General features: G+C 59.0%; 27 protein-coding genes. 15 read left to right on the top strand and 12 right to left on the bottom strand.

Annotated elements, in window-relative coordinates; translation table 11 throughout:
• The first annotated feature begins 13 nt into the window (after nt 1–13).
• From DHN60_RS04175 to DHN60_RS04160, 4 genes are all read left to right on the top strand, one after another.
• Nucleotides 14–562 carry a TetR/AcrR family transcriptional regulator gene (locus tag DHN60_RS04175; RefSeq protein ID WP_108836035.1) on the top strand — a complete coding sequence of 183 codons (549 nt, stop codon included), beginning with the start codon at nt 14–16 and terminating at the stop codon, nt 560–562.
• A gap of 75 nt (nt 563–637) precedes the next feature.
• The gene (locus DHN60_RS04170) at nt 638–2,380 is read left to right on the top strand and encodes a DNA polymerase III subunit gamma/tau (protein ID WP_108836034.1); all 1,743 of its coding nucleotides are present in this window, start codon (nt 638–640) and stop codon (nt 2,378–2,380) included.
• 107 nt (nt 2,381–2,487) lie between these two features.
• Nucleotides 2,488–2,748, top strand: a complete 261-nt coding sequence (locus tag DHN60_RS04165) for a hypothetical protein (RefSeq protein WP_234423514.1) — start codon at nt 2,488–2,490, stop codon at nt 2,746–2,748.
• A gap of 19 nt (nt 2,749–2,767) precedes the next feature.
• Nucleotides 2,768–3,112 (top strand): YbaB/EbfC family nucleoid-associated protein, encoded by a 345-nt coding sequence (locus DHN60_RS04160; protein ID WP_108836032.1) that lies wholly within the window; start codon nt 2,768–2,770, stop codon nt 3,110–3,112.
• On the opposite strand, the gene DHN60_RS04155 is transcribed toward DHN60_RS04160, so the two are convergent.
• Nucleotides 3,109–3,723, bottom strand: a complete 615-nt coding sequence (locus DHN60_RS04155; protein ID WP_159089110.1) for a hypothetical protein — start codon at nt 3,721–3,723, stop codon at nt 3,109–3,111. The two genes, DHN60_RS04160 and DHN60_RS04155, sit on opposite strands and share 4 nt — an antisense overlap.
• Before the next feature lie 150 nt (nt 3,724–3,873).
• Between DHN60_RS04155 and recR the strand changes: the two genes are divergently transcribed.
• The gene (gene recR / locus DHN60_RS04150) at nt 3,874–4,467 is read left to right on the top strand and encodes a recombination mediator RecR (protein WP_108836030.1); all 594 of its coding nucleotides are present in this window, start codon (nt 3,874–3,876) and stop codon (nt 4,465–4,467) included.
• 75 nt (nt 4,468–4,542) lie between these two features.
• Here recR and ltaE read toward each other — a convergent pair whose 3' ends face one another.
• Together ltaE and DHN60_RS04140 are read right to left on the bottom strand one after the other, a co-directional pair.
• Nucleotides 4,543–5,583 carry a low-specificity L-threonine aldolase gene (gene ltaE / locus DHN60_RS04145; RefSeq protein WP_108836029.1) on the bottom strand — a complete coding sequence of 347 codons (1,041 nt, stop codon included), beginning with the start codon at nt 5,581–5,583 and terminating at the stop codon, nt 4,543–4,545.
• Nucleotides 5,584–5,664: 81 nt separating this feature from the next.
• Nucleotides 5,665–6,426 carry a DUF1013 domain-containing protein gene (locus tag DHN60_RS04140; protein ID WP_108836333.1) on the bottom strand — a complete coding sequence of 254 codons (762 nt, stop codon included), beginning with the start codon at nt 6,424–6,426 and terminating at the stop codon, nt 5,665–5,667.
• A 127-nt stretch (nt 6,427–6,553) separates the two neighbouring features.
• Here DHN60_RS04140 and DHN60_RS04135 point away from each other — a divergent pair, with 127 nt between their 5' ends.
• Nucleotides 6,554–7,183, top strand: coding sequence for a ribonuclease T2 (locus DHN60_RS04135; protein ID WP_108836332.1), 630 nt, complete (start codon nt 6,554–6,556; stop codon nt 7,181–7,183).
• Between the two features lie 258 nt (nt 7,184–7,441).
• Here DHN60_RS04135 and DHN60_RS04130 read toward each other — a convergent pair whose 3' ends face one another.
• The gene (locus DHN60_RS04130) at nt 7,442–8,431 is read right to left on the bottom strand and encodes an NAD(P)H-quinone oxidoreductase (RefSeq protein WP_108836028.1); all 990 of its coding nucleotides are present in this window, start codon (nt 8,429–8,431) and stop codon (nt 7,442–7,444) included.
• 56 nt (nt 8,432–8,487) lie between these two features.
• Between DHN60_RS04130 and DHN60_RS22810 the strand changes: the two genes are divergently transcribed.
• Together DHN60_RS22810 and DHN60_RS22210 are read left to right on the top strand one after the other, a co-directional pair.
• Entirely contained in the window at nt 8,488–8,610 is a 123-nt protein-coding gene (locus tag DHN60_RS22810) for a hypothetical protein (RefSeq protein WP_255415554.1), read from the top strand.
• Between the two features lie 82 nt (nt 8,611–8,692).
• A complete protein-coding gene (locus tag DHN60_RS22210) occupies nt 8,693–8,851 on the top strand; it encodes a hypothetical protein (RefSeq protein ID WP_159089109.1) in 159 nt (52 codons plus the stop codon).
• Here DHN60_RS22210 and DHN60_RS04125 read toward each other — a convergent pair.
• Nucleotides 8,837–9,532, bottom strand: a complete 696-nt coding sequence (locus DHN60_RS04125; protein WP_108836027.1) for a COQ9 family protein — start codon at nt 9,530–9,532, stop codon at nt 8,837–8,839. The two genes, DHN60_RS22210 and DHN60_RS04125, sit on opposite strands and share 15 nt — an antisense overlap.
• A gap of 106 nt (nt 9,533–9,638) precedes the next feature.
• Between DHN60_RS04125 and rpsU the strand changes: the two genes are divergently transcribed.
• The 4 genes from rpsU to DHN60_RS04105 all read left to right on the top strand — a co-directional run bounded on the left by rpsU (nt 9,639) and on the right by DHN60_RS04105 (nt 13,383).
• Nucleotides 9,639–9,845, top strand: a complete 207-nt coding sequence (gene rpsU, locus DHN60_RS04120; protein WP_007118112.1) for a 30S ribosomal protein S21 — start codon at nt 9,639–9,641, stop codon at nt 9,843–9,845.
• A gap of 291 nt (nt 9,846–10,136) precedes the next feature.
• Complete coding sequence (locus DHN60_RS04115; protein WP_159089108.1) at nt 10,137–11,093, top strand: peptidoglycan-binding protein; 957 nt, start codon at nt 10,137–10,139, stop codon at nt 11,091–11,093.
• A gap of 54 nt (nt 11,094–11,147) precedes the next feature.
• Nucleotides 11,148–12,020 carry a DUF3365 domain-containing protein gene (locus DHN60_RS04110; protein WP_108836025.1) on the top strand — a complete coding sequence of 291 codons (873 nt, stop codon included), beginning with the start codon at nt 11,148–11,150 and terminating at the stop codon, nt 12,018–12,020.
• Complete coding sequence (locus tag DHN60_RS04105) at nt 12,013–13,383, top strand: serine/threonine-protein kinase (protein WP_108836024.1); 1,371 nt, start codon at nt 12,013–12,015, stop codon at nt 13,381–13,383. The genes DHN60_RS04110 and DHN60_RS04105 overlap by 8 nt, the downstream gene beginning before the upstream one ends.
• Nucleotides 13,384–13,408: 25 nt before the next feature.
• Here the strand turns inward: DHN60_RS04105 and mscL are convergent, their stop codons facing one another.
• Nucleotides 13,409–13,843, bottom strand: coding sequence for a large conductance mechanosensitive channel protein MscL (gene mscL, locus DHN60_RS04100; RefSeq protein WP_108836331.1), 435 nt, complete (start codon nt 13,841–13,843; stop codon nt 13,409–13,411).
• A 147-nt stretch (nt 13,844–13,990) separates the two neighbouring features.
• Here mscL and DHN60_RS04095 point away from each other — a divergent pair, with 147 nt between their 5' ends.
• Nucleotides 13,991–14,689 (top strand): glutathione S-transferase family protein, encoded by a 699-nt coding sequence (locus tag DHN60_RS04095; protein ID WP_108836023.1) that lies wholly within the window; start codon nt 13,991–13,993, stop codon nt 14,687–14,689.
• 23 nt (nt 14,690–14,712) lie between these two features.
• Here the strand turns inward: DHN60_RS04095 and DHN60_RS04090 are convergent, their stop codons facing one another.
• Entirely contained in the window at nt 14,713–16,320 is a 1,608-nt protein-coding gene (locus DHN60_RS04090; protein ID WP_108836022.1) for a GMC family oxidoreductase, read from the bottom strand.
• Nucleotides 16,321–16,373: 53 nt separating this feature from the next.
• Complete coding sequence (locus DHN60_RS04085; RefSeq protein WP_108836021.1) at nt 16,374–16,820, bottom strand: YtoQ family protein; 447 nt, start codon at nt 16,818–16,820, stop codon at nt 16,374–16,376.
• A gap of 201 nt (nt 16,821–17,021) precedes the next feature.
• Here DHN60_RS04085 and DHN60_RS04080 point away from each other — a divergent pair, with 201 nt between their 5' ends.
• Nucleotides 17,022–17,555, top strand: a complete 534-nt coding sequence (locus DHN60_RS04080) for a hypothetical protein (RefSeq protein WP_108836020.1) — start codon at nt 17,022–17,024, stop codon at nt 17,553–17,555.
• 51 nt (nt 17,556–17,606) lie between these two features.
• Here DHN60_RS04080 and DHN60_RS04075 read toward each other — a convergent pair whose 3' ends face one another.
• Complete coding sequence (locus DHN60_RS04075; protein WP_108836019.1) at nt 17,607–18,236, bottom strand: class I SAM-dependent methyltransferase; 630 nt, start codon at nt 18,234–18,236, stop codon at nt 17,607–17,609.
• Between the two features lie 85 nt (nt 18,237–18,321).
• Here DHN60_RS04075 and DHN60_RS04070 point away from each other — a divergent pair, with 85 nt between their 5' ends.
• On the top strand, nt 18,322–19,203 hold the full coding sequence (locus DHN60_RS04070) for a LysR family transcriptional regulator (protein ID WP_108836018.1): 882 nt from the start codon (nt 18,322–18,324) through the stop codon (nt 19,201–19,203).
• Nucleotide 19,204: 1 nt separating this feature from the next.
• Here the strand turns inward: DHN60_RS04070 and pheT are convergent, their stop codons facing one another.
• From pheT to DHN60_RS04055, 3 genes are all read right to left on the bottom strand, one after another.
• A complete protein-coding gene (gene pheT, locus DHN60_RS04065; protein WP_108836330.1) occupies nt 19,205–21,604 on the bottom strand; it encodes a phenylalanine--tRNA ligase subunit beta in 2,400 nt (799 codons plus the stop codon).
• A 119-nt stretch (nt 21,605–21,723) separates the two neighbouring features.
• Nucleotides 21,724–22,539 (bottom strand): PHB depolymerase family esterase, encoded by an 816-nt coding sequence (locus DHN60_RS04060; protein ID WP_108836329.1) that lies wholly within the window; start codon nt 22,537–22,539, stop codon nt 21,724–21,726.
• A gap of 58 nt (nt 22,540–22,597) precedes the next feature.
• Nucleotides 22,598–22,882, bottom strand: a complete 285-nt coding sequence (locus DHN60_RS04055) for a YrhK family protein (RefSeq protein WP_306415971.1) — start codon at nt 22,880–22,882, stop codon at nt 22,598–22,600.
• Nucleotides 22,883–22,932 lie beyond the last annotated feature (50 nt).

Here is a 22,932-nt window from a genome sequence, read left to right as displayed (position 1 = left end):
CAAGATAGCGATAATGACCGATACCGCACGCCCGACAAAAGACCGCCTGATCCTTGCCGCTGCCACGCTGTTCCGCACGCGGGGCTATCACGGTGTTGGTCTTGCGGATTTGCTTGCTGAGGCGAAGGCCCCCAAAGGGTCGCTTTACCACCACTTTCCCAACGGGAAATCCGACCTTGCCATTGCTGCTGCAACATGGGCGTCTGATGAGATGCTGCGGCTGATCGCTGCCAGTTTTGACGGCGCCGACACGTTCAAGGCCGGGGCGACGACCCTATGCTACAAACTGGCAAAGCTGTTTGACAAAACCGGATGGGACACGTGCCCGATCGCTGCCACCCTGTTTGAGGGACCGGACAACACCGAGATGCGCGCCCATGCCGCCCATATATATGACGGGTGGATCGCTGAGGTGTTGGACCACGCCGAGCGGCTGGGGCTGTCAGAAACGGAGGCCAAGTCAAAGGCGGAACACCTATTTGTCTTGATTCAGGGCGGTTGGATGCTGGCAAGGGCACGGCGCAATTCAGATGTATTGCGGACGCTTGCCGAGCAACTGTAGCGGTGGACGTCACCCGGCGCGCCCCGTAGTCTTGGCAGGTCACAACGAATCCAAGTCCGAGGCCCCTGAACACCGATGACAGACGCACAGCCCAAATATCAGGTCCTTGCCCGCAAATACCGCCCCGAAACCTTTGCCGATCTGGTCGGACAGGACGCCATGGTGCGGACGCTCAAGAACGCGTTCGATGCTGACCGTATTGCGCAGGCTTTTGTGATGACTGGCATTCGTGGCACGGGCAAGACGACCACGGCCCGCATCATCGCCAAGGGCATGAACTGTGTCGGGCCGGACGGAAACGGCGGCCCCACAACTGAGCCATGCGGGGCGTGCGAACCTTGCCGCGCGATCATGGAAGGGCGGCACGTGGACGTTTTGGAAATGGACGCCGCCTCGAACACCTCGGTCAACGACATCCGCGAAATCATCGACTCGGTGCACTACCGCGCGGCGTCCGCCCGTTACAAGATTTACATCATCGACGAAGTGCACATGCTATCGACCAGCGCCTTTAACGCGCTGCTCAAGACGCTTGAGGAACCGCCCGAGCACGTCAAATTTATCTTTGCGACAACCGAGATCCGCAAAGTGCCCGTGACGGTTCTGTCGCGTTGTCAGCGGTTTGATCTGCGCCGGATCGAGCCCGAAGTGATGATTGCGCTTTTGCGCAAGATCGCAGGCGGTGAAGAGGCGCAAATTACAGATGACGCGCTTGCGCTGATCACCCGCGCAGCCGAAGGGTCAGCGCGTGATGCCACGTCGCTGCTTGATCAGGCCATCAGCCATGGTGCCGGTGAAACGACAGCGGATCAAGTCCGCGCTATGCTGGGGCTGGCGGACCGTGGCCGCGTGCTTGATCTGTTTGACATGGTGCTCAAGGGCGATGCGAATGGTGCGCTGACCGAGTTGGGCGCGCAATATGCCGACGGGGCCGACCCGATGGCGGTGCTGCGCGATCTGGCCGAGATCACCCATTGGGTGTCTGTGGTCAAGATCACGCCGGAAGCTGCCGAAGATCCCACGATCTCACCAGATGAACGCAGTCGTGGTTTGGCCATGGCCGAAACGCTGCCGATGCGGGTTTTATCGCGGTTGTGGCAGATGCTGCTTAAGGCGCTGGACGAAGTTGGAATGGCCCCGAATGCGATGATGGCCGCCGAAATGGCGATCATTCGTCTGACACATGTGGCGGACCTGCCCAGCCCGGACGAGTTGGTGCGCAAGTTGCAAAACGCGACACCCCCTGCCCCGGCAGCACAGCCCGGTCCCGGCGGAACGCCTTCGGGCGCGCAGGCCGTGGTACAGGCGCAAACCAGGATGGCGGCCAATCCGAACGCGGCGGGCCAGACCACCGCCCTTGCGCAAGACACCGCTGCCGCCCTCGCCCGGTTTCCGACGTTCGAACACGTTCTGGAAATGATCCGCGCCAATCGCGACGTCAAACTGCTGGTCGAGGTCGAGACCGGTCTGCGCCTTGCGGCTTACCAACCCGGCAGGATCGAATTTGTCCCCACCGACAACGCGCCGAGGGACCTTGCGCAACGGCTTGGGCAACGTTTGCAGTTGTGGACTGGCAACCGCTGGGCCGTTTCGGTCGTGAACGAGGGTGGTGCTCCGACGGTGGCCGAAGTGCGCGATGCCGCCGATCTGGCGTTGAAAGAAGCGGCCAACGCACACCCGCTGGTGCAGGCTGTAATGGCGAGCTTTCCCAAGGCCAGCATTACATCCATCCGGACCGCACAAGAGATTGCCAATGCCGCCGAAGCCGAGGCGCTGCCAGAAGTGGACGACGAATGGGACCCTTTCGAAGAGGATTGATCCTGGCGCTATGGCCGCTGCCCGCATGGGCCGGGGTTTGTGACAAGGTTCGCCCTTTCTGGACTCCTGGCGCGCAGGCGACTGGCTGGGATGAACTCATTGGGTTGATGGGAACACCCCCATCGCTCATTCTTTTGGTCCTGTCCGCATTGGCGGTGCGCTTTCGTCACCAGTGGGGGGCACTGGTCGTGGTCTTGCTGTGGACCGGGTGGGTGTCGCTTGTCGCGCTGGTCGGGTTGGACGGCGAAACGCAAGCTTTGGCCATCGCCGAGGGCTGTATCGGCTCGCCCGTCTTGTTCATCGCGGTTGTGGCTGCGATATGTGGTGGCATGATCCTTTATACTGCGCCGCGCGAAACGCGGCTCTGAACTCAACGGAGACCTCAAAATGCTCAAAGGCCTAGGCGGGCTCGGCGATATGGCCGGGATGATGAAAAAAGCCCAAGAAATGCAGACCAAGATGGCGCAGATGCAGGACGATCTGCACGGGATCACTGTCACGGGTGAAAGCGGTGCAGGCCTTGTGAAGGCGACAGCCACCGCCAAGGGCGAGTTGACGAGCCTCGACATCGACCCATCGATCTTTAACGGCGATGACAAGGAAGTGGTCGAAGACCTAATCCTTGCCGCGATCAAAGACGCCCAAGCCAAAGCCGGTGAACGGGCGCAAGAAGAAATGGGCAAACTGACCGAAGGCATGGGCCTGCCCGCCGGGATGAAACTGCCGTTTTAAGAGTCGCGCAGTTTTTGCGTACGATCCTTGGCCATGGCGGTGGCCAAAGGAATTGAGGCGTCATTGCCGTCGGGGTTTTCAGAGCCAATGCGGCGGTGATAGAACTGCCAAAAGGTGAACAAAATCACCAAGAACACGGCATAAAGCGTGAAGATAATGATGAGGCGGGCCATGCCTTCTTCAAAGGTTAGACCGCTTCCGGCGCCGCCGTTTTTGCGTGCACCACCCGTCTCAACACCCGTTGCCTCGCCGGTACCACTGGCGCCGTGCGCGCCTTTGGAACACTCTGCTTCGACCGCTTCGTTGAGGCGACTGGTGTCCGCGCGCAAGTCGGGATCAACCTTGAGGCCGCGGCCATCCGCAAGAGCATCCGCCGCCGCGAGCACGCGCCGCGCTGCACGCAGATCCCCGCGCCTGATGTCACCCGACATCGACGTCAGCATCGCGTCCGGCGGCATGTGGTCAAGAGCACACCGCAAGGTCGAACGCACATATGCACCAACCTCACCCCCGCGATCCAGTTGTTCGATGATAGTGTTGTTAACAATGCGAAACGAATGAGGATACGCGCAAGCGATCGCCGCACCGGACATCACAGTCCAGACGGTCAACGTGCAATGCAGGAGCAAAATTTGCCGCATATCCCCTCAACACAAAGGTCAGTTTGTCGGCACATTGCATCGAACCTGTTGAGATTAAATGAATCAGGACCAAGCAATCTGCGCTTTCTGTCCTGAACAATCGGCAATAGAGTCCTGCCCATGAGCAGTACCAAGGACATAGACGCCCTGATCGAAATGATGGCCAAGCTGCCCGGGCTTGGTCCGCGTTCGGCCCGGCGCGCGGTTCTGCACCTGATCCGAAAACGCGCGCTGTTGCTGACACCGCTTGCTGACGTGATGCAGATCGTCGCCGCAACCGCGCGCGAATGCATGAACTGCGGCAATGTTGGCACCACGGACGTGTGCGATATCTGCACCTCTGAAAAGCGCGCCACAGGCGAGCTATGTGTGGTTGAAGACGTCGCTGACTTGTGGGCGATGGAACGCTCGGGCGTCTTCAAGGGCCGCTATCATGTGCTGGGCGGCACCTTGTCTGCGCTGGATGCAGTCGGCCCGGACGAGTTGCGTATTCCCCGCCTAATGGACCGTGTCGAGACAGAGGGCATCTCCGAAGTGATCTTGGCGCTCAATGCCACAATCGACGGACAAACCACGGCCCACTACATCGCTGACCAGCTTGATGGGCGGGTGCGTCTGACCTCTCTGGCGCAAGGTGTGCCGATTGGCGGCGAGTTGGACTATCTGGACGATGGGACGATCACGGCGGCGATGCGCGCGCGCAAAGATTTGTAGTGCGTGAAACACACGTGAACGCCACCAACACACGCATGTTTGGCCTCAAATCGTCGCCTGTTAAAAGCGGAAAAATCAGCCGACGTAGGTTTCAAATCCCGAAATCGCAGCCTGCAACCCCGCGTCGGTGATATCCTTGTGCAGCACCAGCCGGGTCGTGCCTGTCGCTCCGCTCAGACGCACACCATTGATCGCCATATGTTGTTGCAAGCCAGGCGTCACACCGCCTTTTGGCGTAAAAAAGACCATGTTGGTCGCTTGGCTCACGTCGCCATAGGCGGACAATGCCTGCCCCAGACGTTCCGCCCGCATCCGGTCTTCGGCAAGGCGTTCAACGTTGTTCGAAAGCGCGTGCAGGCCAGCAGCTGCCAGAACTCCGGCCTGTCGTGTTCCGCCGCCAAGCATCTTGCGCCAGCGACGTGCACGGTCGATCAGATCACGCGGACCTACGAGGACCGAGCCGACTGGCGCGCCAAGCCCTTTGGAGAGGCAGATCGAAACGGTGTCGAAGATCCCCGCCAGATCCGTCTCAGTGCAGCCCAGCGCCTCGACAGCATTGAAAAACCGGGCTCCGTCCAGATGGACGGACAACCCGGCATCTCGAGCAGCCTCTGCCGCAGCCTGACAACGCTCAAGAGGGACGGCCATACCATTGTGGGTGTTTTCAAGCGTCAGTAGCCGCGAGATGGCATGATGCGAGTCGTCTTCTTTGACGGCCGCCCGGACGATGTCCGGTTCCAATGCTCCGTCCTGCGCGACCGGCTGCGGGTCCAGAGCAATCCCGCCTAACACGGACGCACCCGCCGCCTCATATTTCCAGATGTGATAATCGCGCCCTGTAATAATCTCTTCGCCCCGCGCGCAGTGACCGAGCAGACCGACAAGATTGCTTTGGGTTCCCGAGGTCAGAAACAGCCCCGCCTCTTTGCCCAGCCGTTCGGCGAGAGTTGCTTCGAGCCGATTGACTGTCGCGTCCTCTCCGTAGACGTCATCGCCCACCTCAGCGTCCGCCATAACGGCGCGCATAGCGGCATCCGGGGCCGTGACTGTATCGCTGCGCAGATCGCAGATGATCGGAACAGTCGGGGCCTCTTTCAGAGCGGCATATTGGTTCATCGGGCAACCCTTTTGATGAAACGAAAACGGACGCGCCTAACTTAGGCGCGCCCGTTCAAATGATAAAGCGTGGGTTTGCGATCAGGGCTGTTCGTCTTCGTCCGGCCCATCCCCTTTGGGCAGGTTGAACAGGCTGTCTGCATCCACAAGGGTGGATTTATCCTCATCGTCCTCGTCCGAATCCACGTCCATGGAGAGCGAGAATGTCTCAAGCCCCTCGATGGCGGTTGGGATCTTGGGCTCGGCTTCCATGCCCAGAGACTGTTCTGTGCTGACCAGCTTGCGGCGCTCATCATCAGACATCACAGGGCTGTCGGCGGCCTTCTTCGCGGCGGCTTTTTGTACGGCGGCGTCCAGTTCAGATTGCTTGGTCAGGCCAAGGGCAACCGGGTCTACGGGTTGAATATTTGAGATGTTCCAATGGCTGCGGTCACGAATCGATTGGATCGTCGGCTTGGTTGTGCCCACCAGTTTGGAGATCTGACCGTCGGTCAGTTCGGGGTGGAATTTCACCAGCCAATAAATCGCGGCAGGGCGGTCCTGACGCTTGGACAGTGGGGTATAGCGAGGGCCACGGCGCTTTTCCTCGCCGGCAGCGGCGGCATAGAATTTCAGAGCCAGCTTGTGGAGCGGGTTCTTTTCGCCAGCGTCGATTTCTTCTTGCGTCAGCTGGTTGTTGGTAATGGGGTCAAACCCTTTGACGCCCGCAGCGACATCGCCATCAGCGATGCCCTGAACTTCCAACTCGTGCATCTCAACAAAGTCAGCGATCTGTTTGAAGCTGAGGGTTGTGTTGTCCACCAGCCAGACGGCGGTGGCGCGTGCCATGATCGGTTTTGCCATTTCTAGTGCTCCTTCGCGCATATCTTTCCCGTCGCCTGAAATAGGCGGCCTTGCTTGGCAAGGCGGGTTTCCGTTGTGGGGGAACTTGGACGCCGTATAAGTGGCAGCGCGGAAAAAGGAAAGCCCAATGCGTATTCTGTTGATCTGGCTGTGTATGGCCCTGCCCGTGATTGCCGACGGGGAAAAGGCGGGAACGTTCGACTACTACGTCCTCAGCCTTAGCTGGTCGCCGAACTGGTGCGCCTATGAAGGGGACGCGCGCGGATCAGATCAATGTGACGCACGCCACGATCACGGGTGGATCATGCACGGGCTTTGGCCGCAGTTCCATCGCGGGTATCCGTCCTATTGCCCGACCTCTGAACGCGCGCCATCGCGGGGGATGACGGCGGAAATGGCAGACATCATGGGCACGTCCGGACTGGCCTGGCATCAATGGAAAAAGCATGGCGTGTGCTCGGGCCTGTCCGCGCGCGACTACTACGCTGTATCGCGCGAGGCTTATGGCCGTGTCGTGCGTCCTGAGGTGTTTCGTAATCTTGACCGCGAAGTCAAACTGCCCGCCTCCGTTGTGGAAGAGGCGTTCCTGAAGGCCAATCCCGACATGGAACCAGACGGGATCACGATCACTTGTCGGCAAGGGTTTATTCAGGAGGCCAGAATTTGTCTCTCTCGAGACCTGAAACCGGTGCCGTGTGGTCAGGATGTGGTGCGTGACTGCAAAGCGCGGGATGCGCGGTTTACACCGATGCGCTAGAACGCCTTGCGAAGCGCCTTTTGCTGATGCCGGAGCCTCCGGCGGTGGTATTTTCAGTCAGAAGAAACGAATTGTTAAGGTTAACTATGTTTGGTCGGCCCACGGTACAGGCTGTGGAGCCGATGGCCGTGTCAGGAGAAGCTATTGCTTTCTTCCTTGTGTCCACGGTGCTCACAGGATGAGTGGCGTGGACGCTTTCGCTTCTTTTGACCGAAAATACCACGGGGGTGAGGCCGACAGGCCGAGGGGGCTGGCCCCCTACCCGCCCGCCACTTCCAGTACGATCTTGCCGATGTGGCCGGAGCTTTCCATGCGCGCATGGGCTGCGGAGGCCTGTTCCATAGGGAATTCGGAATCCATCACCGGGCCGATGCGCCCTGCCGCCAAAAGAGGCCAGACCGCTTCGCGCAAATCCTGAGCAATCCGGGCTTTGGCCAGATCGCTTTGTGGACGCAGGGTGCTGCCCGTCATGGTGAGGCGACGCGTCATAAGCTGGACCATGTTCAGCTCGACCTTGGGGCCTTGCAGAAAGGCAATCTGGACGAGGCGACCGTCGTCGGCCAAAGCGTTCAGGTTCCGTTGTATGTATGGACCACCAACCATGTCGAGGATCAGGTCCGCACCCCCTTGCGCCTTCATAACCTCGACAAAGTCTGCATCCTTGTAATTAATCGCAACTTCGGCCCCCAAATCCCGGCAAGCTGCGCATTTTTCCTCTGACCCGGCGGTGACGAAGACCCGCGCTCCAAAATGGTTGGCAAGTTGGATCGCCGTCGTTCCAATGCCACTCGACCCGCCGTGAATCAGAAAACGCTCTCCTGCTTGCAGGCCCCCACGGGTGAACACATTGGACCAGACCGTGAAATAGGTCTCTGGCAGGCAGGCGGCTTCTTTCAGGCCCATTCCGTCAGGCACGGGCAAGCAATGGGCGGCCGGCGTTGCCACGTATTCCGCATAACCACCTCCGGGCAGCAACGCGCAAACCGGATCTCCCACGGACCACCCGCTGACCCCCGAGCCAGTCGCCACAATCGTGCCGCTGGCTTCGAGGCCGGGCAAGTCGCTCGCTGTTGGGGGCGGGTTATACAGCCCGGCGCGTTGCAACGCATCGGGGCGATTCACACCAGCCCAGGCGACTTTGATCACGACTTGACCGTGTTCCGGCACAGGCATTGGCCGCGCGGCCACTTGCAAAACTTCTGGCCCACCGTGGGCGCTGATTTCCACTGCTCGCATCTGTTCGGCCATCTGATCCGCTCCTTTTTGCTCAACGTACCCCTATTCAGATCGGGAAAGGAACCCAATTGCTGATTGCAGCGCTGATCCTAAACATCGCCGTCCTCGCGCCAGTGATCCGGCCGCTTAGCACCGGGTCGCTTGGTATGGATGCGGCCATTGACCCAGACACCGAAGCTTGGTGCATATAGACCTGCGTCTAAGGAGTGATTGCGCTGGCCAGCGCTGCACTAACCGCCCTAGTACAGCGTTGGGCACACGTGGGCTGTTCCAATGCCGATGGCCCTATTTGGCGTACAGATAAGCGGAACACTGGCCAGTGCCTGCGTGGTCGGCCTGTTAAATCCAATGGTGACGATAAACGACCTTGTCATTGTGGTACAGATCATGGCCGTGCTTGTCGCGCTGCACGTCAGATCACTTGCCCCGTGATCCCCACATGCCGGGCAAGTCCGAGTTGGGCGTCCTCGATGGCGCCTTGATTTGACCCAACAGCCAGTTGGGGCCTGCAAGCAGACTGCTCAACGCTTTGTTGTCGCGCACTTGGGCCTTAATCTTTTCGATCTGCATCACGTCTTCGATACGGCGATCAAGGAAAGCCCACGTCGCCTTATTATCGGCGCTGTCATCACCCAGCCAATACAGTACAGTTGCACTGTAAACGCCCGCGAGTGTTGCGCGTTTTGTGTACCAGTTCACATCATCTGACGTATCGCCCAGCGTATCCCAGATTTTGTCCGCCGTGCCCCAGATGGCCTTGGCCCCATCAGCGGCATGCATTGGCAGGGCAAAGAGCGTGGTGCCGCGTCGCACAGCCTCTTTGTCGCTGACAGCCTCAATGCGGAACCGAACCCCGGCCGCAATCTTTTCACTAAACCGCTGCGGCAGTTCGTCTGACTTCAGACGCGCCACCATCTCGGCATCCCCGCGCGCATGATAAGCGAGCGCCAGATCGATTGCGCCGCGTGGGCACACCGCCCGCGCCATCGCCCATTCTACACCAGCATCCGTTGCCGCGGCCTTGAACGTCGTCTCTGACCAGCCGTCAAAAGGGACATGCATCAATGCGGCATCCAAAAGCGCATCTTTGGTGGTCTCGTAAGGCGTTGTCATGGTAATCTCCTGCTTAACGGGTACTAGACAAACTAGGGCACACTTGCTATGTGCCCACTTCCTGCAAATCCTTGCAACTCGAAACTAGAAAGGTGGTGACAACCACATGCAGGTTAGTGTTCGCGACAACAATGTCGATCAGGCTCTCCGGGCTCTGAAGAAAAAGCTCCAGCGCGAAGGCGTTTTCCGTGAAATGAAGCTCAAGCAACATTTCGAGAAACCGTCCGAGAAAAAAGCGCGCGAAAAAGCTGAAGCGATCCGCCGTGCCCGCAAGCTGGCACGCAAAAAAGCGCAACGCGAAGGTATGATGTAAGTCAGACCAACAGCGACGCTGAAAGAACTTCAAAAACCCCGGAGCCGCGCGGCTGCCGGGGTTTTTCATTGGCCGGGGCATTGCGCGCCCTTGCCTGACGCCCCGGCCTTTTGCGACACCCAACTTTGATGCAGGACGGTCACATGTTCATTATTTGCCGCACCATGAACGTAATTCCGCCACCTCAGACGAAGAAATTCGGATGTTAAGGTGTTTGTGTCATAGAAGCGTCAGAAGCAGCCTGCGGTCCTTTAGATATGGTGTGACGCCGCGATGCGCGAGGAGGGAAAAATGCTGGCACGTGTGATCTTGTTGATTTGCGGGTTTTGCCTTTGGGGGCTGAGCGCCGTGGCGCAAAGCGATCGTGTGGTGGCCCTTGTGGTTGCCGGTGACGACGGCATGAACCGGGCCGACGCGTTTCAGGCGCAACTGCAAACCATGGGGGCGGAAACCTTGCGCGCCCAATCCGCAAACAGCACGCAATTGCGCTCTCTGCTCAAGCGGTTTGCCCGCGAGGCCGCCGATTCCCGCGCCACACTGGTCTACATCGATCTCCCCATCGTGACATTCGAAGGGCGCGCCTTTGTGCTGCCAACGGGGTCTGACCTGACAAAGGCCACCGATTTGTTCACCCGGTCCATTCCATTGCAGGCCTTTGCGCGATCCTCTGCGCAGGCCGCGCAGGGCGGTTCGGTTGTGGCAACTGTCGCGGCAATTCGGGATGGGCTGCCAGCCGATCTGTCGCTTGCGACCGCGGCACCTCAGCCCGCCGCGGGATCAAGCCCGATCCTTTTGGCGACACCGGATGCCTTTGGGCCAGTGCTGGACGTTTTGGCCACTGCGGCAACGCTGGACACGGTTGAACTTGGCGCGCTTTTAAATGCGATGGATCGCGTTGATGGTACGACGTTATCGGATGTACAACCGCGCCCCGTTTTTCTCAAACAACCTGCCGTAACCGAGGGCAACGCGGAGGTCGCAGCGGTAACGCCAGTTCTGACAGAAGACGCAAGCCCATCGGACGGCACCCAATCCCGCGAAGAACTCGAAGCGCTGGAACAGTCCCTGTCACGATCAGCCAAGCGGTCCGTCCAGCAAAATTTGCGCACGCGTGGCCATTATCGCGGGTTGGTTGACGGTAGGTTCGGCCCACAAACCCGCGCCGCCATCAGCGCTTATCAGGACAGCCGCTCTGAAGAACCAACCGGCATTCTTACACGCCGCCAACTGCTCGACCTGAGCACCTGACCATATCCGGCGGCACACCGACCGCAACACTGCACATGTTAAGGACACCGACCCATGGGCCTGCGTTTTAAATACAACCTTGTACTGCTTCTTGCCTGTCTTCTGGGCCTCGCGGGGGCTGCGGGCATTTCCTATACAATCGTCCAGCGTTTCGCGATCGAAGAGATCAAGCATTCCATCAACATCGTGCATGCCAACGCCAACGCCGTGCGCTTCCACACAGTCCAGAGTGTCACGCCCCTCTTGTCCGAAGACAATGACATCCTGTTCCTGCCCGAGACTGTGGCCTCGTTCGCGGCGCAGTCCGTGTTTGCCCACATGCAAAAGGACTTCCCCGAGTACAGCTACAAGGAAGCTGCACTGAACCCGACCAATCCAGCAGATCTGGCCAACCCGCTCGAAGCGTCGATGATCGAGGACTTTCGCGCCGATGCGTCGCTCACCGAAATCTCCACCGTGGTCGAGAACGAAAACGGCAGCTTTCTGACCATGGCCTACCCGATCACCATCACCCAGGAAGGCTGTCTTCGCTGCCACTCCACCCCGGAGGCGGCGCCGCCCGCCATGGTCGACCTTTATGGGTCTGACAACGGCTTTGGCTGGGAACTGGGCGAAACCGTAGGCGCACAGATCATCTCGGCCCCGATGTCGCTGGTCCAACAGCGGACGTGGGAAACCGGTGTGGTCCTGATCGCGGGGCTGTCGACTGTGTTCCTGTTTGTGTTTGCCATGACCAACCTGATGCTGGGCCGGATTGTCCTGAAACCCGTACGGCAGATGTCGCAAGTTGCCGAACAGGTCAGCATGGGCGACTTTTCGGTGCCTGAATACCAAAAGCCGGGCAACGACGAGATCAGCTCGCTCACCACATCCTTCAACCGGATGCGCCGCAGCCTCGAACAAGCGATGCGAATGATCGATGACTGAAGTTACGATACTCGCCCCGAATGGCGGCCGCCGGTTCATCGGCAAGTACATGGTCGAAAGTGTCCTTGGTGAAGGGGCCATGGGCGTGGTCTATGCTGGCGTCGATCCCGACATTCAGCGCCCAGTCGCGATCAAGACGATCCACGGCCACCTTTTGGGCACCTCCGCCGGAGACGATCTGCTGGAACGGTTCAGCCGCGAGGCGCGCGCGGCGGGCCGTGTTCTGCACGCCAATCTCGTAACGATCTTCGATTTCTTGCTGGAGGATGGCGTGCCCTACCTCGTGATGGAACGGGTGCGTTCGGTCACGCTCAAGGATCATTGCAAGGCATCCTCGTTGCTGTCGCTGGACGACATCCACAGCATTCTGAAACAAATGCTGGCAGGTTTGACGGCGATCCATGCCGCAGGAATCGTGCACCGCGACATGAAACCCGCCAACGTGATGCTGGCGGAGGATGACACCGTCAAGTTGACCGATTTCGGGATCGCGCAACTGACCTCGATGGAGGCCACGAATGCCGGCATGATCGGTACTCCGTCATACATGTCGCCCGAACAGATGATGGGCCACCCCGTCGACGCCCGTGCGGACATCTATGCAACCGGCGTGATGCTGTATGAATTGCTGACCGGGCGCAAACCCTATCCGGGCGGCGGTATGGAGGCGATGTTCAACGCTGTGCAGAACGAAACGCCGGTGCCGCCAAGTACCTTGGTTCCCGAGCTGCCGCCTACACTGGACAAAGTCGTGATGAAAGCGATGCAGATCGACGCCGACAAGCGGTTCTCAGATGCCGCCCAGATGCGCGCAGCGATCGACGCCGCCTTGTCCGGCGCGGACCCGACCACCATGATCAGAGTGATGCCACAGGTCCCTACTTCGGGCAGTGAGGCAACATCCGGCACAATGCTGACTCAACTGAGCGGACAGACATTGCGCGAGGTCGAACAGCACCTGACGTCCAGCATGGGGCCGATGGGAAAGATCATCGCACGGCGCGTGGCCGGCAGTGCCCGCAATGCCGAGGAAATGATCGATGCCGTATTGCAGGACATTCCGACCCAAGCCGAAAAAGACGCGTTGCGCCTCAAAATTCAATCGGCCCTCAAGACGGGTGGATCGGTGTCGTCTGCCGAGTCTGTTTCATCTGCCGTATCCAGCACCCTGCCACCGGAGAGAGTCGCGGCCCTCGTCAAATTGCTGACGCCCCATCTGGGGCCCATCGCGCCGGTGCTTGCAAAACGACATGCAAAGACGGCAGCAACCCTGGCCGCGCTGGCCGATCAGTTGGCCGAACAAATCGGCGACCCTGACGAACGGCGCAGCTTTCTGAACGCCGCGGCCCCCATCGTGCGATGAAATAGCCGCGGCGTAGAGGCTTTTGTTAGCCTTGCTTGGCCAGCGAGTCGCGGATTTCCTTTAGGATATCCAGCTCGCTGGGACCTGCAGGTGCCGCTTCTGCAGCTTCTTCTTCCTTGGCGGCGGCATCTTTGATCTTGTTCACGTTGCGCACCAGCATGAAGACCACAAATGCGATGATCAAAAAGTTGATGATCGCCATGATGAACGACCCATAAGCGAACACAGCCGCCCCTGCTTCGCGCGCCGCCTCAAGCGAGGTACCCGCCGCGACATCGCCTGCCAGCACGACATACATGTTGGTAAAGTCGATACCACCCATGAACAAACCGATGAACGGATTGATCAGATCTGCGACCAGTGACGCGACAATCGCCGTGAACGCCGCCCCGATGATGATACCCACAGCCATGTCCATGACATTGCCCTTGGCGATAAAGTCTTTGAATTCATTCAGCATTTTTTGTTCCTTATTCATACTGTCCCACCACGAATTTGCTTATCCGTGCGCTGATGAACACTGGATAGCACACAGGCGGACACCACAAAGGGTACTTTGGCGCTACTTTTCCCCTATGTGAGAAAGGTACAATCAGGAGACACCTCAATGGCTGACCTCAGCGCTTTTCCGATCACCCAAAAATGGACACCGCAGAACCCAGATGTTTTGCAACTCTTTTCCTTTCCCACACCGAACGGGGTAAAAGCCTCGATCGCCCTGGAGGAAATGGAAATACCTTACGAGGCCCACTTGGTTACGCTGTCGGATGCGGATGTCAAAAGCCCAGAATTTCTGTCTCTGAACCCAAACAACAAAATCCCAGCGATCATTGACCCAAATGGGCCCGATGGGACGCCGATTGGCCTGTTTGAATCTGGTGCGATCCTGATCTATCTGGCGGAAAAGTCCGGCAAACTGATGGGCCAGACGGCCTCAGAGAAGGCGAAGACCATCCAATGGCTCATGTTCCAGATGGGCGGGTTGGGTCCAATGCTGGGTCAGATGGGCTTTTTCGTCAAATTCGCAGGCAGCCAGTGGGAGGATAAACGCCCACAACAACGCTATGTGGCCGAGGCCAAGCGCCTGCTCGCCGTTCTGGAAAAGCAGCTAGACGGACAAGACTGGGTAACCGGGCAGTACTCCATTGCCGACATTGCAATCGCCCCTTGGCTCAATGCGCTCAACTTTTACGAATCCAGAGACATGGTTGGCTGGGACGATCACAAGAACCTTGTCGCCTATCTGGACCGGTTCATGGCGCGCCCAGCAGTGGAAAAAGCGAAAAACATCCCGCCGCGCCCCTGATAGATCGCGTGGTGCAACCTTGATCAGGCTGCGCCACGCATCCCGGCCGAAATCTTCTCGGCCATCATGATGGTCGGCGCGTTGGTGTTCCCACCCAAAAGGCGGGGCATCAGTGACGCATCCACCACACGCAAACCTTCTACGCCATGTACACGACCCGCAGGGTCGGTGACCGCCATATCATCATGCCCCATCCGACATGTTCCGACAGGGTGGTAAATGGTGTCAGCGCGCGCCCGGATATCAGCCTCCAAAGCCGCATCACTGCCATCATGCGCATATAGCTTTTTGCCTCGCCAGGGATCGAGCGGCGGCGCGTCCAGTATACGCTCCATACTGCGCGCGCCTTTCATCAGGAGGTCCAGATCGCGTGAGTCATCCAGATAATTCGGATCAATGCGCGGTGGGCGCGTCGGATCAGAAGACTGCAACCCCACCTGCCCGCGACTGAAGGGACGCAAAACGCAAACATGGCAGGAATAGCCAAAGCGCAGGTGAATCTTGCGCATGTGCTGATCCACGATCCCCACCACGAAGTGCAGTTGCAGATCCGGACGGGTAACGCTCGGGTCGGATTTCAGGAATGCGCCACCTTCGGCAAAGGGGGACGCAAATAGGCCAGACCCATCCTTGCGCCAGCGCAAACCGGCTCGGGCCAGATCCATGAGGCCCTTGGGGCCAAGTCCAACAACGTCATCGCGCTTGGAATGATAGCTGATGGTGTAGTCGAGGTGATCCTGCAGGTTTTGTCCTACACCCGGCAATTCGTGGACGACCTCGATGCCATGGGCCGCAAGCTCGTCGCGCGGCCCAATCCCCGACAGCAGCAACAGTTGAGGCGAGCCAAAGGCCCCGCCCGACAGAATGACTTCGCGCTCTGCCTCCACCAGCTTGATCTTTCCGCCATGTCGCATGCGCACGCCAACAGCGCGCCCGTCTTGCATTTCGACCTTTTGCACAACCGCACGGGTCAGAACCGTAAGATTGGATCGCGCCATCACCGAAGTCATCAAATAGGCCGCCGCCGCCGAACAGCGTTCGCCCTTGGCCGTTCCGGAATGGGCCTGTGTCACCTGATAAAGGCCAATGCCTTCCTGTTCCGGCCCATTGAAATCCTCGCGCAAGGGCACCTGTACCTGTTCGCCAGCTTCGACAAACGCATGGCTGATCGCGCGCGGTTCAGACTGGTCTGAGACCTGCAGCGGTCCTTCTGTTCCGTGAAGATCATCCGCGCCCCGCACGTTGCCTTCGGATATCTTGAAATAGGGAAGAACCGAGTCCCAGTCCCAGCCCGTCGCGCCCAAGTCCGCCCATTCGTCATAATCGCGCGCATGCCCGCGCACATAGAGCATGGCATTGATTGCACTGGACCCGCCAAGACCTTTTCCACGCGGCTGAAACCCACGCCGCCCGTTCAGACCGGATTGAGGTTCGGTGTGAAAGGCCCAGTTGTTGATCTTGGGTCGCCCGGAAATCATGCCCGCAACAAGCGCAGGGGCGCGCACAAACAGGCCGCGACCGTCGCCGCCTGCTTCGATCAGGCATACGGAAACATTGGCGTCTTCGCTGAGCCGCGCGGCCATCACGCACCCGGCAGAACCGCCGCCGACAATGACGTAGTCATACTTCATGCTGTCCCCCCGAAATGGTCTTTAACATGAAAAACCGGAGACCAGACCGGTACCTACTTTGGAAGCGCGCTTGTCAAAACATAGCGCAAGATATCGACAACCTGCGCAGGTTCCTGAGCAACGGCAAGGGCTGCGGCGTCTACCTCTTTCAAAGCATGGGCATGGTCAGGTCCATGCAAAATGATCAGCGACTTGCCCAATGCAGCGGCATAGCCCGCATCAAAGGCCGCATTCCATTGCTTGTACTTCTCACCAAAACGCACAACGACCACATCGGCATCCGCGATCCCCTTGCGGGTGCGAATGGCATTCACCATCGCGCCCTTGTGGTCATGCCAGTACTTGTTGGGTTCCTCACCCAGAATGGCCACACCACAATCATCGCTCGCCGCATGATCCGTGACAGGCGCGTTGAACGTCACATCCAGCCCTTGCGCCCCATCGATGATCTGTTCGCGCCAGTCTGTGTGGATTTCCCCTGAAAGATATACGTTCAACATCCGCTCGTTCCCTTCGTTTGCAGTCAATTACCTGAATGTACCAGACGCCATGCATATCAAACCATAGCCCTCACACGTCCAGTTGCTTTTTTAATGTGACGGCTTAATCATGCTGGGGCGTATTTGAACGTATGTCCCGTAATGGGAGACCGTGCAGCAAAGGCCTGATGTGATCCAGATTGGTGCCATAGGAAGAGCCAAATGATAAAAGTACACCCAACTGGCAGGGCCTTTGCCCAGCTGCTTTCTGTGCTTCTTCTGTTTGGCGCAACCGCTGCTTCCGCCCAAGGTTTGGAAGACCGGGCCAAAGACGTTTGTCGTGCCGAAATGACCGAGGAACGTGCCGCCAGCAACCTGCGGGACATGAAAGTGCGCTGGCGAAACCAGATCCCCTTTGTGTATGGCGCCGCGGATTTTGACGATATCAAGAACGTCAAATTCTTTTGCCAGATCAACAAAAACACAGTGGGCATGGTCCGCTATCTTGTCAGGGCCCCACGCGCGGCAAGTGGCAGGGCCTGGGTCGCGGCCAGACCGCAGGGTTCCCAAACAGAAGAATTAGAACTTGATGCTGCCGCAACCACGCCTCCACCTGCTGACGTACCTGACCCCAAATTCATAACCGTGCCGCAAAGTGATGGGCAGGATGGGTTGGACACGGACTCAACCGCAACCACGCCGTCGAATAAAGATTCGACTGGTGCGCACTTTATCCGCGTGCCGGAATCTGACTAAGGTCAGCAGGCAAGCCATCCACCCTGCCCGGCATCGTTCGGATCGAAATCTTCAGACCCGTTTGGCAACGACGAAATGGTTGGGCGGACGCACCGGGTAATTTCCAGTCTCAACGATGTCAAAACCGGCCCGCGCGATGTCTGCTTCTAGGTTTGCGATCGTTTCAAATCGGACAAACGGCGCTTTGCCCATCCATTGCATTAGCGGAATGGCGCGCTTCATCAGCCCAAATTTGAAGCCCAAAGACCCCTCACCCAGACACGGACTCTTTGAGATAAACAGGCCGTCCGGGGCCAACAGATCATGGATGCGAGCGTAGGCGCGGGGCGCATCCTCAACGAGATGAAACAGATTGAATCCCATCACAACGTCAAATGACCCGTCCTTGAAGGATGGATCGAACACGTCGGTGCAGACGAATTCCACGTTCGGTTTGCCGTCGCGCGCTTTGGCCTGCTCAATCATACCTTCCGCGAAATCCGTGGCGACGATGCTGTGGGCATGCTCTGCCAGACGCAGGGCGGTGCCTCCGGTCCCGCATCCCAGTTCAAGCACCCGGGCGCCCTTTGGCATGTGTGCCTGCACGCGGTCCAGCGTTGCCTCATAGGCATCCATGTTGGAAATGGGCGACGCCGCATACTTTTTGGCGATCTTGCTCCAGAAGTCTCGATTGGGTTTCATGGGTCATCTCCTTTCCAAGCGCATATAAATCTGTCGCCTTGCCAGCGGAATTGCCAATTTTTGCAAATTAAGTATACGTATTTGCATGGATAAGGGATTTGACTGGAACCGCATGCGTGCCTTTCTTGCGACCGCAGAGGCGGGATCGCTGTCTGCCGCAGCACGTCAGCTGGGGCAAACCCAACCGACGCTTGGCCGACAAGTTACTGCGTTGGAAGAAGAACTCGGGATTGCTCTGTTTGAGCGGACCGCACGCAGCATGACGCTCACTGATGCAGGGCGCGACCTGCTTGTGGCAGCGCAAGCGATGGGCAGTGCGGCAGATCGGATCACGCTGCTGGCCCAGGGGCGCGCGCACGCCTTGGATGGCACAATCCGCATCACCGCCAGCGACATGATGAGCGCTTATGTTCTGCCCGAGACCTTGCTGAAGTTGCGCGATCTTGCGCCGCGTCTGCGGGTGGATGTGATCGCCTCAAATGACATCCGCGATATTCTCAAACGCGAGGCTGACATCGCCATCCGCCACGTGCGTCCGGAACAACCCGATCTGATCGCGCGCCGGATCGGGGATGCAACAGCCTGCCTTTATGCCTCCAAAGGGTATCTGGAGGCGCGCGGTGTGCCCGAGGATATCCCGGCGCTTGTCGATCATGATTTCATCAGCATGGGCGATGATGCACGCTATCTCGAAGAGATGCAGCGGCGGGGCATTCCAATCACCAAAGCCAACCTGTGCGCAGGCTCAACCAGTGGCATCACGATCTGGGAACTGGTGCGCAAAGGGTTCGGAATCTTCCCGATGGCCCGTGATATCGCGCAGCGCTTTGACGATGTGGTCCCGGTCCTTGCGGAGGACACCAACTTGTCTTTCCCGGTCTGGCTGGTGACGCATCGAGATTTGCACACCAGCCGCCGCATCCGGCTGGTGTTTGACCTACTGGCCGAGATGCTATCTCGAAAATAGGTTAGCCGCGCAGGGTGCCGCCTGTAGCCTTGGTCACCTTTTCGACCACCTTCTGGCCGACGGCCTCGATATCCGCATCCTTCAGCGTGGCATCCTTGGGCTGCAATCGCACGGTGATGGCCAAGGATTTCTTGTCCTCACCCAATGCGCCGCCGATGAATTCGTCAAAGACGCGCACGTCCGCGATCAACGCCTTGTCCGCACCAAGAGCCGCGTTGACCAAGGTCAGCGCCTCGACGTCAGCATCCACCACAAATGCAAAGTCACGCTCGACCGCTTGCAAATCGCTGATCTCAAGCGCACCACGATTGGCACCAGCTTTGCGCGGCATCGGCACTTCGGCCGGCCACAGAGTAAAGGCCATCGCAGGCCCCTTGATGTCCATCGCCTCGATCACCCGCGGGTGCAATTCGCCGTAAACGCCCAGTACTTTCTTGGGGCCAAGGCAGATCATGCCGTGCCGCCCCGGGTGCCACCATTCGGATGCCCCACGCATGATCTGCACACGAGCAGGCGCGCCCATGGCAGACAAAACAGCTTCGGCATCAGCCTTCACGTCATAAAGATCAACCGCACGCGACGCGCCATGCACGTCCTTGGGACCCGTCCGACCAACCAGCAGGCCAGAGACCAGCAAATGCTGCTCTCCCGGCTCTCCGCCGTGAAAGGCCGGGCCCACTTCGAATAAGGCCACATCCATATTCCCGCGTGCCTGATTGCGCGCAGCGGCCTGCAACAACCCCGGCAACAAGGCGGGGCGCATATGGCTCATGTCCGACGAGATCGGGTTTTCCAGCATCGTGGCGTCGTCGCCACCACCAAACAGTGCGGCAGAGCGTTGATCGATAAAGCTGTAAGTCACGCATTCGTTGTAGCCCAGCGCCGCAGTCGTGCGCCGCGCGATCTGTTCGCGCCGCTGCATCGGGGTCATCACAGGCTTGGGCACACCCTCGCCTATCCGAGGCAAGGGACGCCCCTGAAGCTTGGTGAGTGAGGCAACACGCGCCACCTCTTCGACCAGATCGGCCTCTCCCATCACATCAGGACGCCAGCTGGGAACTTGCGCCATGTCGCCTTCAAGCCGGAAGCCAAGGGCAGTCAGTGTCTGGCGCTGTTCGGACTCGGGAATGTCCATGCCAACAAGGCTTTGCACGCGCGCGGCATTCAGACGGTAGGCGCGGGACGTATCCGGCACATCGCCTGCCTGCACACGGCTCGAAACTTCGCCGCCCGCGTTTTCGGCAATCATCTCACAGGCCAGATCAAGGCCAATGGGCGTGAACGCCGGGTCGATACCGCGTTCAAAGCGATAGCGGGCGTCCGAATTAATCTTGAGCGCGCGGCCCGTATAGGCGGTGCGGACTGGATCAAAGTATGCCGCCTCGACAAACACGTTCACCGTCTCTTCGGTGCAGCCGGTGCGCAGTCCCCCCATGACGCCGCCAATGCTTTCAACACCGCTCGCATCCGAAATCAGGGTCATGTCGGGACCGAATGTGTACTCTTTGTCGTCCAGCCCCATCAGCGTCTCACCGCCAGCGGCGCGGTGCACGCGCAACGCTCCGCCTTCGATCTTGTCCGCGTCAAAGACGTGCAAGGGACGATTGAGGTCAAAGGTGAAATAGTTGGTCACATCCACAAGGAAGGAGATTGGTCGCAGACCAATCGCGCGCAGGCGGTCCTGCAACCAGACGGGGCTGGGGCCATTTTTTACGCCGCGAATGTGACGGCCAAAGAACACAGGGCACTGGCCCAATGTGTCGTCATCGATTGTGACGGCAACAGGCGACGGGTACGCGCCCTCAACACTGGGGTCGCGCATGGGTTTCAAAGTGCCGAGGCCGCGCGCGGCCAGATCACGTGCAATCCCGCGCACGCCAAGTGCGTCGGGGCGGTTGGGGGTGATTGCAATTTCGATCACCGGGTCAACCTTGGCCGGGTCATTGGCGGCAAGCCAGTCTACGAACCGATCGCCCACCTCGCCCGAAGGCAGTTCGATGATGCCATCATGCTCTTCTGACAGCTCCATCTCGCGTTCAGAGGCCATCATGCCAAAGCTTTCGATGCCACGGATCTTACCAACGCCGATGGTTGTGTCGATGCCCGGCACATAGACGCCGGGCTTGGCGATCACGACAGTGATGCCTTCGCGCGCGTTGGGCGCACCACAAATGATCTGCTTGGTGCCCTCGTCCGTGGCCACCTGACACACGCGCAGGCGGTCCGCATCGGGATGCTTTTCCGCGCTGATCACATGGCCGATGGTAAAGTCAGCCAGTTTCGCCCCACGATCCTCAACGCCTTCGACCTCAAGACCGAGGTCCGTCAGCGCATAAGTGATCTCGTCCACTGTTGCAGTGGTATCGAGGTGTTGTTTCAGCCAGGAAAGCGTGAATTTCATGTCGTTTCGCCCTTGGGTCTGCGGTGGCCCTGCAATGGCAAAGATCGCGCCAAGGTGCAAGCGTGGCGCAGGACACCTGTGCCGTACCGAAACAATAGGGGCACGTTATGTACCCGCCGTCACGGATAGGTGGGTGGGCGGCCCAGCAGTTCATCCAGTTGCCGCCCAATCCAGCCATGCGGGATAAAGTGACCGCCGGGATGGGTATCCAGCGCGACCTGCGCATCGCCTGCGCAATCAGACCATGAGGTGCGGGTGAGGGTCAGGAATTCGACAACCGACCAGTCCTCGGGCGTGCTGGCCGTATCGGAACAGCCCAAAGCGTCGCGCCACAGTTTAACCGGATAAGTCGTGTCGCCCCCCGGTCCATAAGGGAAGTCGAGCACATTATCTTTCAACCCATGCACATGGCGCGCCTCTTTGGGGGCCTCTGCGCAGTCTTCGTCCAACCGTAACGTTCCGGAAATGCCCAGCAGCGCACGGATGTTCATCGCCTCGCCCCGATCACAGGCCACCCGCCACGCCATGATGGAGCCATAGGAGTAGCCGGAGACAAAAATGTTGTCCGGATCGACCGGGTAGCGGTTGATGACATCCTTTAGTACGTCGGCCGCAAATTGCACGTCCTCGGTTTCTGGCGACCACATGTTCCACGTCTTGCGCAAACCGTTAGGCGCGATCAGCAACACACCACGCAGACGGGTCGCACCCGAGATCCGCTGATGTTGCACTGGCAGCGCCCCGGTGCGTTGCCAGCCGTGAAAGTGAATAAGAACGGGCAGCGGGCTTGTGCCGTCCCAGCCATCCGGCTCTTTCACGTGATAGGACCGGTCGCCAATGGCACACGGCACGTCCAGCTGGCACCGGGAAGAGGCCGCATGGCCAAACGTGGGCGACACAACGCACAGCATCAAAAGACAGAACAGATATCTCATGACGCGCACGCTACGCCCGAGCGCGGCCATGTCACGTCACATCTTTGTGGGCGGTGTGCTATGTGCCGCCCTCACCTTTGGCCAGAGCATCAACATCGCCGTGCGCAGCCAGTTGCAACTCGCGGATCAGGCGCACAGTGGGTTTGCACGCAAAGAGGATGGAGCCCACCAGAAACAGCCATGTGCCCGGGGTCAGCCACTCTTCGGAAAAGAACATGATCGAGCCGATGATAAAGCAAAGTGCGGCGCCAAAGTCGATCAGCGTGTGCACGATCTCAAAGACAGCATAGCGGCGTTTCCACGCTTCGCTTCGATTGGAATGGGGCGGTTCAAAGATCATCATGTTTGTCCACGTTGCGAGATTTAGTTGCGTCAAGCCAGCGGTTGATCAGC

It is taken from the genome of Tateyamaria sp. Alg231-49, from assembly GCF_900143535.1.
Taxonomy (GTDB): Bacteria; Pseudomonadota; Alphaproteobacteria; order Rhodobacterales; family Rhodobacteraceae; genus Tateyamaria.
The sequence above is the reverse complement of the archived record's forward strand: the minus strand, read 5'-3'. Positions and strand labels throughout refer to the sequence as shown.

What these genes read in the sequence shown, in the direction of transcription:
- DHN60_RS04060 (WP_108836329.1), bottom strand. Translation starts at nt 22,539, where the DNA reads ATGAGATATCTGTTCTGTCTTTTGATGCTGTGCGTTGTGTCGCCCACG.
- DHN60_RS04125 (WP_108836027.1), bottom strand. Translation starts at nt 9,532, where the DNA reads ATGACAACGCCTTACGAGACCACCAAAGATGCGCTTTTGGATGCCGCA.
- DHN60_RS04085 (WP_108836021.1), bottom strand. Translation starts at nt 16,820, where the DNA reads ATGTTGAACGTATATCTTTCAGGGGAAATCCACACAGACTGGCGCGAA.
- DHN60_RS04140 (WP_108836333.1), bottom strand. Translation starts at nt 6,426, where the DNA reads ATGGCAAAACCGATCATGGCACGCGCCACCGCCGTCTGGCTGGTGGAC.
- DHN60_RS04095 (WP_108836023.1), top strand. Translation starts at nt 13,991, where the DNA reads ATGGCTGACCTCAGCGCTTTTCCGATCACCCAAAAATGGACACCGCAG.
- DHN60_RS04080 (WP_108836020.1), top strand. Translation starts at nt 17,022, where the DNA reads ATGATAAAAGTACACCCAACTGGCAGGGCCTTTGCCCAGCTGCTTTCT.
- DHN60_RS04075 (WP_108836019.1), bottom strand. Translation starts at nt 18,236, where the DNA reads ATGAAACCCAATCGAGACTTCTGGAGCAAGATCGCCAAAAAGTATGCG.
- DHN60_RS04070 (WP_108836018.1), top strand. Translation starts at nt 18,322, where the DNA reads ATGGATAAGGGATTTGACTGGAACCGCATGCGTGCCTTTCTTGCGACC.
- DHN60_RS04170 (WP_108836034.1), top strand. Translation starts at nt 638, where the DNA reads ATGACAGACGCACAGCCCAAATATCAGGTCCTTGCCCGCAAATACCGC.
- DHN60_RS04090 (WP_108836022.1), bottom strand. Translation starts at nt 16,320, where the DNA reads ATGAAGTATGACTACGTCATTGTCGGCGGCGGTTCTGCCGGGTGCGTG.
- ltaE (WP_108836029.1), bottom strand. Translation starts at nt 5,583, where the DNA reads ATGAACCAATATGCCGCTCTGAAAGAGGCCCCGACTGTTCCGATCATC.
- recR (WP_108836030.1), top strand. Translation starts at nt 3,874, where the DNA reads ATGAGCAGTACCAAGGACATAGACGCCCTGATCGAAATGATGGCCAAG.
- DHN60_RS04105 (WP_108836024.1), top strand. Translation starts at nt 12,013, where the DNA reads ATGACTGAAGTTACGATACTCGCCCCGAATGGCGGCCGCCGGTTCATC.
- DHN60_RS22210 (WP_159089109.1), top strand. Translation starts at nt 8,693, where the DNA reads ATGCCGATGGCCCTATTTGGCGTACAGATAAGCGGAACACTGGCCAGT.
- DHN60_RS04130 (WP_108836028.1), bottom strand. Translation starts at nt 8,431, where the DNA reads ATGGCCGAACAGATGCGAGCAGTGGAAATCAGCGCCCACGGTGGGCCA.
- DHN60_RS04160 (WP_108836032.1), top strand. Translation starts at nt 2,768, where the DNA reads ATGCTCAAAGGCCTAGGCGGGCTCGGCGATATGGCCGGGATGATGAAA.
- DHN60_RS04165 (WP_234423514.1), top strand. Translation starts at nt 2,488, where the DNA reads ATGGGAACACCCCCATCGCTCATTCTTTTGGTCCTGTCCGCATTGGCG.
- DHN60_RS04055 (WP_306415971.1), bottom strand. Translation starts at nt 22,882, where the DNA reads ATGATGATCTTTGAACCGCCCCATTCCAATCGAAGCGAAGCGTGGAAA.
- DHN60_RS04135 (WP_108836332.1), top strand. Translation starts at nt 6,554, where the DNA reads ATGCGTATTCTGTTGATCTGGCTGTGTATGGCCCTGCCCGTGATTGCC.
- mscL (WP_108836331.1), bottom strand. Translation starts at nt 13,843, where the DNA reads ATGCTGAATGAATTCAAAGACTTTATCGCCAAGGGCAATGTCATGGAC.
- pheT (WP_108836330.1), bottom strand. Translation starts at nt 21,604, where the DNA reads ATGAAATTCACGCTTTCCTGGCTGAAACAACACCTCGATACCACTGCA.
- DHN60_RS04110 (WP_108836025.1), top strand. Translation starts at nt 11,148, where the DNA reads ATGGGCCTGCGTTTTAAATACAACCTTGTACTGCTTCTTGCCTGTCTT.
- DHN60_RS04175 (WP_108836035.1), top strand. Translation starts at nt 14, where the DNA reads ATGACCGATACCGCACGCCCGACAAAAGACCGCCTGATCCTTGCCGCT.
- rpsU (WP_007118112.1), top strand. Translation starts at nt 9,639, where the DNA reads ATGCAGGTTAGTGTTCGCGACAACAATGTCGATCAGGCTCTCCGGGCT.
- DHN60_RS04115 (WP_159089108.1), top strand. Translation starts at nt 10,137, where the DNA reads ATGCTGGCACGTGTGATCTTGTTGATTTGCGGGTTTTGCCTTTGGGGG.